We start from the raw sequence: 15,089 nt of genomic DNA on the forward strand, positions 1-15,089 counted from the left end.
ACTCATGGGCATGCGCCGTTTTTTCGTCATCCTCTTGCTCGCTTTGTTGCCGTTCCAGTTCAGCTGGGCGGCAGTGGCGTCGTACTGCGGGCATGAAACCCAGGTGGGCGCAACGCACTTGGGGCACCATGAGCATCAGCATCAAGAAGACGTCAGTTTCGGTGATTATCTTGACACTGGTTTGTCCGGCACGGACGATGCCGGCGCGAATGGCACGGCACCTGGGGGCACCGATCTGGATTGTGGGCATTGCCACGGTTACTGCAGTGTGATGTTGATCGCGCCTCCTCATATACCCGCAGCCTTCTCTGCAGCGCCACCCAAAATCACACGTGATGAAGGGGGTGCGTCTCACGCACCAACCCAGCCCGATAGACCCCAGTGGTCAAGTCTCGCCTGATCGGCGAGACGGGTTACTTCTTCCTCTGAAGCCCGTTCGCGCCTGAGCGCGCAGCAAGACGCTGCCGCTCCGGGCTCGACGCGACCGTTGGGTCGCTGCTTGCCGATCTCCTGTGGATTGTTTTCAACACTGGAGCATCGGATGACATTTGGATCTCGAACGAAGAGTTGGCGGCTGCATGGCGGCCTGGTGGTAACTGCTATCTTCTGCAGTGCAGCAGCGCAAGCGCAGTCCCCAGCCGTGGTCACCACACCCGCGAAGGCAGCGGCACCACAAAACCTGCAGCAAGTATTTGAGGCTGCTTGGGCTCGCCAGCCCGAGGCACTGACCCTGCCGTCGCGACGTGATGCTGCACGGGCGCAGCAAAGTGCCGCGCAGGCTTGGACGCCTGAACCTGCTGCCCTGGAAATGGGCTACAAAACCGACCGGCTCAACCGCAACCAGGGTGCAAGCGAAATCGAGGTGGGTGTGTCGGTGCCCCTCTGGTTGCCTCGCGAGCGTGCGCAAAGCGCCGCACTCTCAGATGCGGAGGCGGTAGCCCTTGAAAGCAGGACCATGGCCGCGAAACTGCGCATTGCAGCCACTGTCCGCGAGGCGTGGTGGCAGTGGCAGCGCGCACGCATCGAAGTCGACATCGCGCGCGACCAGCTCAAAAACACGCAGCAAATTGCTGCTGACGTGGAACGGCGCACCAGGGCGGGCGATTTGGCCCGCTCAGACCAGCACCAAGCGCAGGGAGCTGTCGCTGGCGCGCAAGCCCATCTTGCACAGGCTGAAGCCAGTTTCTCTGCAGCCCGGCAGCAATTGCAGGCGCTTGCAGGTGTCGCACCAGTTGCAGGCGATGTTGATGGGGGTGGTGTGGAGCAAGACCCCAGCACCTCTACGGCTCAGGCTGAAACGCACGCCGCAGTCCAAGAGCTGAAGGACAAGGTGGTGGTGGCTGAGCGAAGTGCAGCACTCACAGCGATCCAGTCCCGCGCCAACCCCGAACTGACGCTCACGACCACGCGGGATCGCGGTGCTTTCGGTGAAGCCTCGCAGCAAACCTTTGCGCTGGGTGTGCGCATTCCGTTTGGTGGTGGTGCGCGCCACAACGCGCGGACGGCTCAAGCCCTTGCTGACGCCATGGAGGTTCAAGCCCAACTCGGCCTGGAACGAGAGCGTCTGGCCGCCGAGCAAGAAGCTGCCCGGGTGCGGGTCGAGGCAGCCCGCACACAGCTTGCAGCTGCCGAGCAACGCGCATCACTTGCGCGCGAATCCCGTGGCTTCTTTGACAAGTCTTTCCGCCTGGGTGAGACCGACCTGCCCACACGGCTGCGCATCGAAGCCGAAGCTGCCGAAGCTGAGCGCCAAGTGGCAATCATCCGCATCGAACTGGCAGCAGCCATATCCACGAAACGACAGACCCTTGGTCTGTTGCCCCAGTGACGTGCAGTTGGCCTGTTCCTTCTGCAGCCATTCATTCATTCCAGTAAACCTCCATGAACTACCTCAAATTTCCGTATGCGCTGTTGTGCGCAGCGCTCTTCACCGCAGCGCCCGCCTGGGCCGGTGAAGGTCATGACCACGGTGAAGCCGCTCCTGCAGCGGTCGGCCAAGCACTGCCACGTTTTTCTGCGGTTTCAGAGACCTTCGAGCTTGTCGGTGTTCTCAGCGGCAAACAGATCACCCTCTACCTGGATCGATTCAGTGACAACAGCCCGGTCCGCGACGCGCAAATCGAACTCGAAATCGGCAGCGCCAAATTCAAAGCCGACAAACAAGGTGAAGACGAATACGAGGTCGTGTTGTCGGAGGCTCCCAAGCCCGGTGTCCTTGCTGTCACTGCAACGGTAACAGCCGGCAACGAGGTCGATCTACTTGCGGGTGAACTTGACATTCACGAGGAGGCGCATTCAGAGGAAATGCAGGCGGCGCAGCCCTGGACGAAATATGCCGGGTGGGTAGCTGCAGGCATCGCTGTACTTGCCTTCGTGTTTGTAGGTGCGCGGCGCATGTTTGGCGCACGCAGCGTTCGCGTGGGAGGTGCAGCATGAAGCGCACGCTCATTACCACCAGCCTGGGACTCTTCATCGCGTTGTCCAGCCTCACCTCTGTCCATGCGGGTGAGGGACATGATCACGGTGACGCACCTGCGACGCCCAGCGCCAACGGGCCTCAGCGCCAACCGGACGGCAGTGTTTTTCTGCCAAAACCTGCTCAGCGCCAGCTGGGAGTCAGAACCGTTGTCACAGAGACGGCCGAACTTCCAAGGACGCTGGAGTTGGGCGCCAAAGTGCTGATGGATCCCAACGCAGGTGGAAAGGTGCAGGCATTGAACGCCGGTCGCATTGAACCTGGTCCGCGCGGATTGCCCAACCCCGGGCAAACTGTCCGCAAAGGTGAGGTGCTGGCATACGTTGCTTCGTCGGCAGCGCCCATTGAGCGTTCCAACCAGGCTGCACAGTTGGCCGAACTGCGGGCAGCCAAAGCGCTGGCGGACAAACGCCTGGCGCGTTTGCAAGAATTGTCTGATACGGTGCCACGCAAAGAAATCGAAGCGGTTGAGAGCGAGTCGGCCAGCCTGTCGGCACGCATCGCGGCTGTCGGCGGCGGTCTGTCCAGTCGCGAAGCGCTGGTTGCCCCAGTCTCCGGCGTGATCGCGTCTGCAAACGTGGTCGCCGGTCAAGTGGTTGATGCGCGCGAGTTGGTTTTCGAGATCGTGGACCCCACGCGTCTGCGAATTGAAGCCCTGGCGTTCGATGCCGCTGTTGCCACCAACATTGGCGGTGCCACTGTGGCTGTCGGTGAGCAGCGCATCCCTCTGGCGTTCATCGGTGCGTCGCGCAGCTTGCGCGAGCAGGCCCTGCCCTTGGCTTTTCGTGCTCAGGGCGCAGCGCTCGACCAATTGGCCGTTGGACAGCCGGTACGCGTGTTTGTCCAGACCAAGGACAAGGTCAAAGGCATTGCCGTTCCAGTTGCCGCACTGATGAAGAATCCAGCCAACCAGACGGTGGTCTGGGTCAAGACCGGGCCAGAGCGATTTGAACCTCGCCCTGTCAGAACAGAACCGCTGGATGGTGTCAACGCTGCCGTCACATCGGGCCTGACTTCCGGCGACCGTGTCGCGACCCAAGGTGCCACCTTGATCAACCAGGTACGCTGACATGTTCAAGTGGCTACTCGATAACAGCCTGACCAATCGGCTGCTGGTGATCATCGCCAGCGTGGTTCTGATGGCTTACGGCGCATTCACTCTGTCCACCACCCCGGTGGATGTGTTTCCCGACCTCAACAAGCCGACCGTCACCATCATGACCGAGGCCGGTGGCATGGCCGCCGAAGAGGTGGAGCAGCTCATCACCTTCCCGCTCGAAACGACCATGAACGGTCTGCCCGGCGTGGAGTCGGTGCGGTCCACGTCGTCGGCTGGCTTGTCTTTTCTCTACGTCACCTTCGACTGGAGCACCGACATCTTCCGCGCACGGCAATTGGTGTCGGAGCGCCTGTCTTCGATGGAGGAAGGTATTGCCGAAGGCGTCGTTCCGCGCATGGGCCCGATCAGCTCCATCATGGGCGAAATCATGCAGATTGCCATCCCAGTTGATCCGAGCAAGATCAGCTCCATGGCGGTGCGCGAATACGCCGACTGGGTGTTGCGGCCTCGGCTGCTCTCTGTCCCCGGTGTGGCTCAAGTTATCCCCATCGGTGGCGAGGTCAGGCAGTTCCAGGTGCAACCCAACACCACTCGCATGGCGGAATTGGGTATCACGCATGAGCAGCTTGAGGCGGCCTTGAAGGGCTACTCCAGCAACACATCGGGCGGCTTTCTTGAACTCAACGGGCGCGAGTACCTGATCCGCAACCTGGGCCGCACCTCACTGTTGGAGGACCTGAGCAATCTGGCGTTGACCGCCAAGGACGGGCAACCCATCCTCCTTCGTCAGATAGCCGAGGTGACGTTTGCAGCGGCGCTCAAGCGCGGCGATGCTGGCTTTGAAGGCAAGCCTGCCGTGATCCTTGGCATCCAGAAGCAACCGACCGCCGACACCATCGCGCTCACCAAGTCCATTGAGGACGCCTTGGTGGGGCTGAAGGCTTCGCTGCCGGCCGGCATGGAGGCCCCACGAGTCACTTTCCGTCAGGCCAGCTTCATCGAAGCATCCATCACCACCTTGCAGGGCAAGCTGATTGGCGCATCGGTTTTCGTGGCGTTGATCCTTTTCTTCTTCTTGGGCACCTTGCGCCCGACCATCATCGCGTTGACGGCGATTCCCGTCTCGATCTTCATCACCGCGCTGGTCTTCAAGTATTTTGGGTTGTCGATCAACACCATGACGCTTGGTGGCTTGGCCATCGCGATTGGCGGGCTGGTAGACGACGCCGTGGTCGGCGTTGAAAACGTCCTCCGGCGATTGAAGACGGACCGCGCCGCCCACCCGCACGGCCGATTGCATCCAATTGAACTCGTCGCCCACGCGACGATGGAGGTCCGCTCAGCCATCCTCTACGCGACAGTCATCATCGTTCTGGTCTTCATCCCACTGTTTGCGCTGCCGGGGCTGGAGGGCAAGTTGTTCGTGCCACTCGGCATCGCCTTTATCGTCTCGACACTCGCTTCACTGATCGTCTCGGTGACTGTGACGCCCGTGCTCAGTTTCTACCTGCTGCCCCGCATGAAGAATCTGGAGCATGGGGACACCAAGGTCCTGGCGTGGTTGAAAGCGCGGTATCGAAGCAGCCTGCAAGGCGTGTTGGACCGACCCAAGGCGGCCATTGCAGTTGCCGGTGTGACTGTTTTGATGGCAGCCGCCTCTGTGCCGTTTTTCCCCACCACGTTCCTGCCACCATTCAACGAGGGCACACTGCTCATCGGTCTGCGGCTGAACCCGGGTGTCACGCTGACGGAGTCGTCCTCACTTGCGCGCCAGGCTGAGGTGCTGGTCAGTCAAGTGCCGGAAGTGACCCACGTGGGGCGCCGCAGTGGTCGCGCCGAGCTGGATGAACATGCCGAAGGTGTCCACGTCAGCGAGCTCGATGTGGGTCTTAAGCCGACAGCAGAGCTGACGCGCAGCATGGACGAGATCAAAGCAGATATCCGTGCCCGGCTGGTCAATCTGCCCGCCGCGCTGGAGATTGGACAGCCCATCTCCCACCGCATCGATCACATGCTCTCGGGCGTGCGTTCTCAAATCGCCATCAAGATCTTTGGCGAAGACCTGGATGCCCTGCGTGGCCAGGCCGACGCATTGCGCGCGAAGCTGGCGACCATTCCGGGCATTGCCGACCTCCAGATCGAGAAGCAGGTGCTGGCGCCGCAGATCAAGGTTCGTATCGACTACGCAGCAGCTGCGCAGTACGGCGTTCCAGCGCCTCAGGTCTTGTCGGCGCTGCAGGCGTTGGTTGAAGGTGAAAAAGTCACGCAGATCGTGGAGGGCAGTCGGCGCTTCGCGCTGGTCGTCAAGCTGCCAGAATCCGCCCGTTCGGTCGAAGGCCTGGGCCAGATACTGATCGAGACGCCGAACGGCCGCATCCCGTTGTCAAAAATCGCCACCATCGAGGACGGCGATGGTCCCAACCAGATCAGTCGTGACGATGGCAAGCGCCGCATCGTGTTGTCGGCGAACGCGTCTGGACGTGCGCTGTCTGAGATCGTTGCCGACATCCGCAAAATCGTGGCCGAGACGAAGTTGCCAGAAGGCTACTTCATCACGCTGGGTGGCCAGTTCCAGGCGCAGGAGGAAGCCTCACGCCTCGTCGGCCTGCTGTCCATCGTGTCGCTGACCTTGATGTTCGTGGTTCTTTACAGCCGCTACAAATCGGCAGCGCTGTCGGCGTTGATCATGGTGAACATTCCGCTGGCCCTTGTCGGCGCGGTGATCGGACTGTGGTTGTCGGGGCAGCCGCTCAGTGTGGCGGCATTGGTCGGCTTCATCACGCTGGCCGGTATCTCGGTGCGCAACGGCATTCTGAAGGTCAGCCACTACATCAACCTGATGCGCTTCGAAGGCGAGTCCTTCGATCAGAAGATGATCATGCGCGGCTCGCTTGAGCGACTGAGTCCCGTGCTCATGACCGCCCTCGTCACGGCCTTCGCGCTGGCGCCACTGCTGTTTGAAGCAGAACAGCCAGGCACTGAGGTGTTGCACCCGGTGGCCGTGGTGATTTTCTCCGGTCTCATCAGTTCGACCCTGCTCGACACCTTCCTCACACCCGCGATGTTCTGGTTGTTTGGGCGCAAGCCGGCCGAATCGCTGATGAACGACAAGGACGCCGAGGCGCTTTGATTTCACCCTGTCCTATCAACTATCCAGAAAGGATTCCCATGAAGACAAAAACACTGCTATCCACGATGGCCTTGACCCTGGCCACCTCGGCCTTTGCAGCTGGCGAGAAACACGACCATGCCCATGAGCACAAGCCGCTGCATGGCGGTGTGGTCGTAGAGGTCAAGGACATTGATTACGAACTGGTTGCCAAGCCGACCGTCATTCAGTTGCACCTGCGCGACCACGGCAAACCAGCCGACGTGTCAAAGGCGACGGCAAAGGTCACCATGCTAAGCGGCACCGAGAAGCAGGAGGTTGAACTCAAACCCGCTGGTGACAAGCTCGAAGCCACGGGCAATTTCAAAGTCGGAGCGGGCACCAAGGCCGTTGCTGTGGTTTCTGTCGCAGGGAAGGCAGCGACTGTGCGTTTCAGCATCAAGTAGCACCCGGTGACCGCATCAACGGTAGTCCGTCAGCTGCGAGAGCGTTGTGGCCCTGTCTCTTGACATTGAGGTCACCACAAGGTTTTCAATCTGGTCATGAAACAAGAATCGAACACCCCTCCAGACGTGGATGACGTTAACGCATGCAGCTCAACTGGCTGCTCTGGCCCCACTCCCTCGGCCAATCCCACGGCCAACGGTGGGGGGCCGGGGAGGGTGTTCCGAATCGCGACGATGGACTGTAGCGCCGAGGAAGCGGAGATTCGCCGGGCACTTGAGCCTCTGGATGGCATTCGCTCACTGGGCTTTCAACTGGGCGCTCGCACGCTGAGCATTGATGCCATTGAAAGCGTGTATCCCCTGGCGCTGGCTGCTATTCGCAATGCAGGCTTTGATCCAAAGCCCGTGACTTCGAAGGCAGATTCCCATGTGGCACCGTTAGGCGGTCATGCAGAAGGCGACGAGCATGCACATGGATTTTCTGGAGGGATTTCTCGTCTTGTGGTTGCTCTTGTGTGTGCCACGGGGGCGGAGTTGCTTTCCTTTTTTGCGCCTGATCAAACCCCTTGGAAGGTAGCTGGCCTGGTGATTGCCGGACTGGCTATCTGGCTGGCAGGGCTCGATACCTACAAAAAGGGAGTCGCAGCCTTGATGCGCGGCAAACTTAACATCAATGCTCTGATGTCGGTGGCCGTCACAGGCGCGTTCCTCATCGGTCAGTGGCCTGAAGCGGCCATGGTGATGGCGCTCTACGCCATTGCTGAGCTGATTGAAGCCAAGGCCGTGGACCGCGCCCGCAATGCAATCAAGGGCTTACTGGAACTGGCGCCCGAGGAAGCTTTGGTGCGGGGTTCCAGCGGAGACTGGAGTTTGGTCCCGGTCGCAGCAGTGGCCATCGGGACAACAGTACGCATCAAACCCGGTGAGCGGATTCCACTCGACGGGACAGTGACCAAGGGCAGTGGGGCGATCAACCAGGCGCCAGTGACAGGGGAGAGCATTCCCGTGGACAAAGGTCCAGGTGATCAGGTCTTCGCTGGCACCATCAATGAGACCGGAGAGCTTGAATTCCGGGTCACTGTCTTGTCCAGCAACACCACGTTGGCAAGGATCATTCAAGCAGTTGAGCAGGCGCAAGGCACGCGTGCACCGACCCAGCGGTTTGTCGATCGGTTCGCCGCCATCTACACCCCTGCCGTCTTCGCCATCGCCGTTGCGGTGGCGCTTCTCACGCCTTTTCTACTTGGGTCGACTTGGATGGAGTCGCTGTACAAGGCGTTGGTCCTGCTTGTGATCGCCTGTCCTTGTGCCTTGGTCATTTCCACACCCGTGACTGTGGTCAGCGGACTCGCGGCTGGCGCTCGCCGCGGAATATTGATCAAAGGTGGGACCTACCTGGAGGAAGCCCGACTCTTGAAGTCCATGGCGTTGGACAAAACGGGCACCATCACCGAGGGAAAACCCAAGCTGGTGCAATGGCGCGTTTGGGGTGGCTGCGATGAGGCAACTGCGCAGACATTGGCCGCAAGTTTGGCCATGCGCTCCGATCACCCTGTGTCCAAGGCGATTGTCAGCGGCATCAAGGCCCAGGGTCCTGAGGCCCAGAACTTCAAGGCCCTGCCTGGGCGTGGTGTCGAAGGCATGGTCAATGGTGTGCGCTTGGTGCTGGGCAATCACCGGCTGATTCATGAGCAGGGGCTGTGTTCTCCCGACCTGGAATTGGAGCTTTCCATCCACGAAGAGCAAGGCCGCACGGTGGCTCTTTTGGCTGATGATTCCCGCGTTCTTGCATTGTTTGCTGTTGCTGACACTATCCGTGAGTCCTCACGGCAGGCGGTTGCCGATCTCAAGGCACTGGGCGTTGCCCCAGTGATGCTGACCGGGGACAACACCGCCACGGCCAGGGCAATCGCTGCGCAAGCTGGCATCGAAGATGCGCGCGGTGACTTGCTGCCCGAGGCCAAGCTTGACGCGATCAAGGAAATGCAAACTCGCTATGGCGCCACTGGCATGGCAGGCGACGGTATCAATGATGCCCCGGCCTTGGCTCAAGCCGACATTGGCTTTGCCATGGGCGGTGCAGGAACGGATATAGCCATGGAAGCGGCCGACGTGGTGATCATGAATGACAACTTGCAGCGTGTTGCAGAGACCGTGAAGTTGTCCCGGCGCACCTACGCTGTACTCTGGCAGAACATCACTCTAGCACTCGGAATCAAGAGCGTGTTTCTGGTGCTGGCGGTGTTCGGCACGGCGACCATGTGGATGGCGGTGTTTGCGGATATGGGCGCGAGCCTGTTGGTGGTTGCTAACGGCTTGCGGCTACTTCGTGAGGCACGCGTAGAGTCATCTTCTGGGCCCCTTCGTTGACGAACAATGGGTAACGGTCAACCCCGTTTGGGCCGTACCCGAATGCTGCCACTGGACGACTACGACTTTGGTTGGAATGCAATGACAGCCATACCCAGAAGTGTGATCGCCACGCCCAACCAGTCCCAGGTGGACGGGCGGATGCCATCTACCTGAAATCCCAGAGAATTTGATCATGCTGGTTGATGTCGGTAGCGCTCAAGCGCGGCCAAAGCATACGGGTTGAGAAATTTTTTCAGACGACGTCCAAGCACCACAGTCGCCAACAGGCCGCAGCTCATCAAGGAGAGTCCGAAATAAGCCGCCCACTCCGGCTTTACCTGCAGGCCAAGTAGCCAAAGGCCGCGCCCTACACCAACCATTGCTGCTACCCAAAGTGCAGCGCCGATTGCATCCAGGACTACGAATCTTCGATGGTTCATGGATATACCGGCACCCAAACCAACTAAGGTGAAGGTTCCTTTGGAAAAGCGGTAGAGCGGAAGCAGCCAAAAACCAAAGCGATCGACACCTACTGCACCTAACGCAATCCACGGAGCCGCCTTGGGAGACCATCGAAAAAGCCTTGAGCTGAGTAGACTTCCAACAAAAAACCGGATGTTTGAGCCGGCAATCGTACCGACACTACAGGCTGCGATGACCAACGGGAGTGTCAGAATTTCTGTGTGCGAGGCACTTTGAACCTTCACCGATTTCGTGAAGTGGATGAAGATTTTATGTGCTCGATTTCGTGAACCGATTCTCGTAGAGGATCGCGAATTGATTCATCGCTGATTTCCAGTTGTTGGCTGCCCGCCCCCACTCCTGGGTAATGTTGCGCAGGGCCAGCCAGATCAGCTTGGTGGCCGCATCGTCGCTCGGGAAGTGGCCGCGCGTCTTGATGATCTTTCGCAGCCGTGCGTTCACGCTCTCGATCGCGTTGGTCGTGTAGATCACCCGCCGCACCTCTGGCGGGAAGGCAAAGAACGGGATGACCTTGTCCCAGGCCCTGCGCCAGGCGTTCACAACGGTTGGGAATTTCTGGCCCCATGGCCCGTCGGCAAACGCGTGCAGTTCGGCCTCGGCCATCTCGGCGCTCACAGCCGTGTAGATCGGCTTGATGGCTGCGGCCAGGCTCTTGCGGTCCTTCCAGCTAGCGAAGTCCAAGCTGTTACGGATCAGGTGCACGATGCAGGTCTGCAGCGTCGTGGCCGGGAACACCGCTGCCAGCGCCTCCGGCATCCCTTTGAGGCCGTCGGTCACGGCGATCAGCACATCCTGGACGCCACGGGTTTTCATATCGTTGAAGACCTTCATCCAGAACTTGGCGCCTTCGGTGTTCTCAATCCAGATCCCCAAGATGTCGCGACTGCCGTCGGGCAACACGGCCAGCGCCAGGTACACGGCCTTGGAGCGCACCACAGCGTCTTCACGTATCTTGACCCGCAGCGCGTCGAAGAACACGACGGGGTACATGGGCTCGAGCGGGCGCGTCTGCCAGGCCGTGACCTCGCTCATCACCGCGTCGGTGACGCTGCTGATGAGATCGGGCGAGACATCGACCGAGTACATCTCGGCCAGGAAGCCCTGGATCTCGCGCACCGTCATGCCGCGTGCGTACATGGCGATGATTTTGTCGTCAAAGCCGGTGAAGCGGCGCTCATGCTTGCCAATGAGCTGGGGCTCGAACGTGCCCTCGCGGTCGCGGGGAACGTCGATGCGCAAGGCGCCGACGTCGGTCAGCACGGTCTTGGCGCTCTTGCCGTTGCGGTGATTGACGGCAGCCCCTTCTGGCTTGGCCTGGCCGGGCGCGTAGCCCAGGTGATGGCTCATCTCGGCGCCCAGCGCTCGTTCAAGAACCGACTTCTTGAACTGCTGGAAGATGCCTTCGAGTTCGGCTGGCGTTACCGGCCCGGGAATGAGTTGTTCCAGCAGCTCGGCTGAGAATTGCGGCTGCGCCGCCTTGTCCGCTGCTGCAGTCGTCTTCGTCTTGCGTGGCATTCATGCTCCTTGTTGACATGCTATGCCTCACACACAAAATTTCTGACAGGCTCGGGCGAGACCTCGGCGCCGTACATCTCCTGCAGGTGCCCCTGAATCTCGCGCACCGTCAGGCCGCGGGCGTACAGCGAGATGATTTTGTCGTCGAAGCCCGCCCAGCGGGTTTGGTGCTTGGGAATGAGCTGGGGCTCGAAGCTGCCGTGGCGGTCGCGTGGTACTTCGATGGGCAGTTCGCCGAAATCGCCCTTGAGGGTCTTCTTGCTCTTGCCATTGCGGGTGTTGCCGCTGGCGTTGGCCACGGCTTCATGGCGCTCGTGGCCGAGGTGTTCGGTCAGTTCGGCGTCCAGGGCCTTCTCCACCAGAAGCTTGGTCAGCTGCTTGAGAAGACCGTTCTCGCCTATCAGGTCTTCAGGCTTCTTGTAGTCGGCCAGCAAGCTGGCCAGCAGTTCTTGCGGTACTTCGTGCTTCTTGGTTGTCATTGTGTTTGCGGACAAGCAGGCTCTCGCCTGCGGTGGATTGTCCGTTTACACAAAATTCTGCACACCCTCGAACATAAGCCACTTATCGAATCCAAAAAATCTCCGAAAGCGATTTTGTGGCGACAAACAGGAACAACGCTTCTCCCAGCATTGTTCGGCGACGTTGCCATTGATCCTCATGGCGATCTTTTATTACAGACAGTGCCGCAATCAGTGCAAGACTACATTCACCCGGTTCGACTGACCACTCATGGGGCCGATCCGATCAAACTCGCAACAAATTTCTTGCATCAGCAAGCTGTTCCTAGTCTTTCACTTTTTCATATGTCTCGCCTTCCAGGAGCGCTGTACTACGCCGATCTGGTTAGTAAACTCACAGGCGATGGATGGCCCAAAGCCATCGGCCGGGGATTCTTCGTCCCGGAGATCATTCCCTGAAAATGCGTGATGCGAATGCTACTTCGCATATTCAATTTGCAGCTTTGGCGCCGGTAGTTTCTGCCGCGCCCGCATCACATCCAGGGCCTTCCTGAGCGCCTCGTACTGCTCCCGCTTCCCCTGCCCCCGTCCAGCCAGCCAGCTAGTGGCCACACCGCCGATGAGCCCGACCCACCAGGTCTGCGTGACCACCATGGCGACCTTGCCCATACCGGCAGAAACACCCGCTTTGGCTGAGCGCTGACCGACCTGCTCCCCCTTCTCGCGCAGCGAAGCGTCTTTCTTCATGAAGACCGACAGGGCAATCACGGCCAGCCCGATGCTGGAAGGAACGAGATCGCTGGCATCGAACACTGCATCGCCTTGGGCCGCTGCCGCCTCCACTTGGGCCTGCAGCACGGCCTCGCTGATGCCGCTGTCATGCACGTTATCGGCCAGGCTCAGAGCGACCAGCTGGGCATGCACTTCGGTGGTCGTGGTGACGTCAATATCGGGGTAGCGCTGCAAGGCTTCCCGCACATACTGGGCCGACTCGGTGGCCTTGGTCTGCAAAAGCTCGCTCACCTGGCCGTTTTCGTCCAATACCCGGATGTCCCAGCCCGGCTGGGTTGCCGAACCGGCAATCTCGGCGTGGTACCCATCAGGCAAACCGCCGCTGTTGAGGTGGTCCACCAGTTCCAGCTCAAACAGCTTGCCCTTGACACCAGACACCAGGCCTACGAGCTCGTCACTGGACATGCGCGCCACCGCGTCCGAGAAGGTTTCGGTCTGGGCCAGGCCAGGGTAGGCCAGCGCAAAGGCCTGCTGCACGTTCTCGGGCACGCTGGCGGGTTCACGCAGCACCTGCGACAGGGTGACGCCTCCCACGACCAGCAGGTCCAGAAGTTCATCTTTGCGCCGGCGTTTCTGGGCGAACTCGATGGCCTGCATGCGCTGCTCTGACCGCGCCATCTCCATCTGGCCGAGCGTGCGCAACTGCCCCCGCATTTCTTCGATGCGACCGGCGGGCAATACCAGGGAATCCACCGTGTTAGAGGCCATGCTGGCAGCGCCACGCACCAGTCCACCGATGCTCCCACCAACGGCGGGTGCTGCGCTTTCGGCCATTCGTCCTGTCGCCGCGACGGCCTTGCCACCCACAACGGCCACGCCCGCCACCAGGCCGGCGGCATGCACCGTCGCCTTGACGGTCAACCAGCCAACGGCACCGAGGGCCTTGCGCGCTGGCCCTGCGGTTCCCGTTCCTGTGATGGCTTCGCGCATTCTGTCGGCCGCAAAATTGGCGTTGCCATGCAGAACCTGGCTAGCCTGTTGGCTGGCGGCTGCCAGCCCTCGGCCTGCCTTATCCATGCCTGAGCCGACAACTCCCGTGACCGCCTGTGCACCATCGGCGATCCGTCCATCGTTGCGCGCCACGAACTCCGTGGCCTGATAAACACCATTGGCTCCCTTCTCGGCTCCACGCTTGAGAGCTTCCGTGGCCTTCCGGACGCGGGAATTCGAACTGTCTGACATGCTGAGCCCCTGCTGATTGGCTACACACTTTGTCAGAGCAGTCAAGAGAGGTCAACCAAGACAGAAGCGATGCGCGCAGCGGAACCGGATTCCGGCTGTCAATTTTTTCTAAAAAATTTCTCCCGCCGGGTGTGTTCTTTCAAGTCCGCGTGGACCCTCTACCCGGGGGGCTGCAGATCACGGCCCCCACTTCGGATTTCGCTTTCTTGTACTGAATAAGGAGTCTCTTTGCCCCTGCTGCAAGGGACTCCTTTTTGTTGCAGCGCTCGAATCCCCGGCATGCAGTCGCGCCGTGTTGGGGATCGGGCACCCATCCTCAGACCCATCCTTCGTCTGGGTCTGAATCGTGCCACTGGCCTTGTCTTTGCAGCGCTTGTGCTGCAGGGGCTTTTCCATCAACGCACCAAAGGAGCACTCCATGTTCGAAACCGGTTTCGCCATCTTCCTCGGCCTTGTCTTTATCTTCATGAAGCTCAAGCGGCGCACGATGCTGCGCCTGCTACGTTATGACATGGCAATCGATGTCGCCGTCACGGTCCTGACACTGGCCATTCACTGGGGCACTTTCAGTGGCGTTATGGCGGCCACCTTTGCCGGATTGCTCACGAGCGTTGGCACCTCGATGGCGAAGAAGGCATTTGGCTACATGGCAGGGGACCGTTACTACCCCGGCTACTACGCCCTGTCGGTCTAGGCAATGGCCCGCCGCCGCCAATCGCGCCGTTGGCCCCGCTACCGCAGGCCCAGCTTGTGGAACAGCCTTCGACGGCGCCAGCCTGTCCCCTCCCTGATCCATCTTTTGTCGAGGTCTCTCATGTCACCACGTCGTAATACCTTTATTCGTTATGTCGCATCCATCAGCGGTGATATTGCCGTCGGCGCAGCTGTTGCCGCTGCCTGCGTCTGGGTCATTGAAGTCGCAGCACTCAGCGTGTTCCTGGGCTTCCTCGTGTGGTTGCTCGGTACTTTGATCGCGTTGGCTCTGAGCCAATATGTAGTGCACCCGCTGATCAACGCGGTGCTTTCAGAGCGCAAGCTGGACCGGGCCATCGACGCCATGACGGGCCTGGCGGGTGTTGCCGTCGAGGCATCCGACCAGGCAGCCACTGGCATCGCGCGTTGTATGCAGCAAGCCTTCACCACCATGCGATCCAACAAGACCTCCTTGTGATGTAGCCCCTATCCACTTTTCATTGCTTGCCCCGTGTGGTCCGCC

13 protein-coding genes and 2 pseudogenes are annotated in these 15,089 nt (G+C 60.2%); 10 read left to right on the plus strand and 5 right to left on the minus strand.

Annotated elements, in window-relative coordinates:
• The 7 genes from czcI to KYG_RS10935 form a co-directional block, all read left to right on the plus strand.
• Nucleotides 1-400 (plus strand): cation efflux protein, CzcI family (gene czcI / locus KYG_RS25170; RefSeq protein WP_237707253.1); only part of this gene is annotated, 400 nt, incomplete at its 5' end.
• 141 nt (nucleotides 401-541) lie between these two features.
• Entirely contained in the window at nucleotides 542-1,828 is a 1,287-nt protein-coding gene (locus tag KYG_RS10910; protein WP_034694204.1) for a TolC family protein, read from the plus strand.
• Nucleotides 1,829-1,881: 53 nt separating this feature from the next.
• Nucleotides 1,882-2,436 (plus strand): hypothetical protein, encoded by a 555-nt coding sequence (locus tag KYG_RS10915; protein ID WP_008904956.1) that lies wholly within the window; start codon nucleotides 1,882-1,884, stop codon nucleotides 2,434-2,436.
• The gene (locus KYG_RS10920) at nucleotides 2,433-3,545 is read left to right on the plus strand and encodes an efflux RND transporter periplasmic adaptor subunit (protein WP_034694205.1); all 1,113 of its coding nucleotides are present in this window, start codon (nucleotides 2,433-2,435) and stop codon (nucleotides 3,543-3,545) included. The genes KYG_RS10915 and KYG_RS10920 overlap by 4 nt, the downstream gene beginning before the upstream one ends.
• A gap of 1 nt (nucleotide 3,546) precedes the next feature.
• Nucleotides 3,547-6,666, plus strand: a complete 3,120-nt coding sequence (locus KYG_RS10925; protein WP_008904958.1) for an efflux RND transporter permease subunit — start codon at nucleotides 3,547-3,549, stop codon at nucleotides 6,664-6,666.
• Between the two features lie 38 nt (nucleotides 6,667-6,704).
• The gene (locus tag KYG_RS10930; RefSeq protein WP_008904959.1) at nucleotides 6,705-7,091 is read left to right on the plus strand and encodes a hypothetical protein; all 387 of its coding nucleotides are present in this window, start codon (nucleotides 6,705-6,707) and stop codon (nucleotides 7,089-7,091) included.
• A gap of 234 nt (nucleotides 7,092-7,325) precedes the next feature.
• Entirely contained in the window at nucleotides 7,326-9,461 is a 2,136-nt protein-coding gene (locus KYG_RS10935; protein WP_369749822.1) for a heavy metal translocating P-type ATPase, read from the plus strand.
• Between the two features lie 59 nt (nucleotides 9,462-9,520).
• On the opposite strand, the pseudogene KYG_RS23780 reads toward KYG_RS10935, so the two are convergent.
• The 4 genes and pseudogenes from KYG_RS23780 to KYG_RS10945 form a co-directional block, all read right to left on the minus strand.
• Nucleotides 9,521-9,613 (minus strand): annotated as a pseudogene (locus tag KYG_RS23780) (hypothetical protein); the annotation flags it as partial.
• 21 nt (nucleotides 9,614-9,634) lie between these two features.
• Nucleotides 9,635-10,105, minus strand: coding sequence for a DedA family protein (locus tag KYG_RS23785; RefSeq protein WP_160165348.1), 471 nt, complete (start codon nucleotides 10,103-10,105; stop codon nucleotides 9,635-9,637).
• A 70-nt stretch (nucleotides 10,106-10,175) separates the two neighbouring features.
• Entirely contained in the window at nucleotides 10,176-11,441 is a 1,266-nt protein-coding gene (locus KYG_RS10940) for an IS256 family transposase (protein WP_008904961.1), read from the minus strand.
• Between the two features lie 38 nt (nucleotides 11,442-11,479).
• Nucleotides 11,480-11,920, minus strand: a pseudogene (locus KYG_RS10945) (transposase); the annotation flags it as partial.
• On the opposite strand from KYG_RS10945, the gene KYG_RS24395 reads away from it, so the two are divergent.
• Nucleotides 11,903-12,358, plus strand: coding sequence for a hypothetical protein (locus tag KYG_RS24395; protein WP_139019363.1), 456 nt, complete (start codon nucleotides 11,903-11,905; stop codon nucleotides 12,356-12,358). The pseudogene KYG_RS10945 and the gene KYG_RS24395 sit on opposite strands and share 18 nt — an antisense overlap.
• 18 nt (nucleotides 12,359-12,376) lie before the next feature.
• On the opposite strand, the gene KYG_RS10950 is transcribed toward KYG_RS24395, so the two are convergent.
• Nucleotides 12,377-13,873: a hypothetical protein gene (locus tag KYG_RS10950; protein ID WP_139019364.1), complete on the minus strand. Its 1,497-nt coding sequence runs from the start codon at nucleotides 13,871-13,873 to the stop codon at nucleotides 12,377-12,379.
• A gap of 418 nt (nucleotides 13,874-14,291) precedes the next feature.
• Between KYG_RS10950 and KYG_RS10955 the strand changes: the two genes are divergently transcribed.
• Both KYG_RS10955 and KYG_RS10960 read left to right on the plus strand, forming a co-directional pair.
• The gene (locus KYG_RS10955) at nucleotides 14,292-14,567 is read left to right on the plus strand and encodes a hypothetical protein (protein ID WP_008904964.1); all 276 of its coding nucleotides are present in this window, start codon (nucleotides 14,292-14,294) and stop codon (nucleotides 14,565-14,567) included.
• A 120-nt stretch (nucleotides 14,568-14,687) separates the two neighbouring features.
• Nucleotides 14,688-15,044 carry a hypothetical protein gene (locus KYG_RS10960; protein WP_139019365.1) on the plus strand — a complete coding sequence of 119 codons (357 nt, stop codon included), beginning with the start codon at nucleotides 14,688-14,690 and terminating at the stop codon, nucleotides 15,042-15,044.
• Nucleotides 15,045-15,089: the final 45 nt, after the last annotated feature.

It is taken from the genome of Acidovorax sp. NO-1 (assembly GCF_000238595.1).
Taxonomy (GTDB): Bacteria; Pseudomonadota; Gammaproteobacteria; order Burkholderiales; family Burkholderiaceae_C; genus Acidovorax.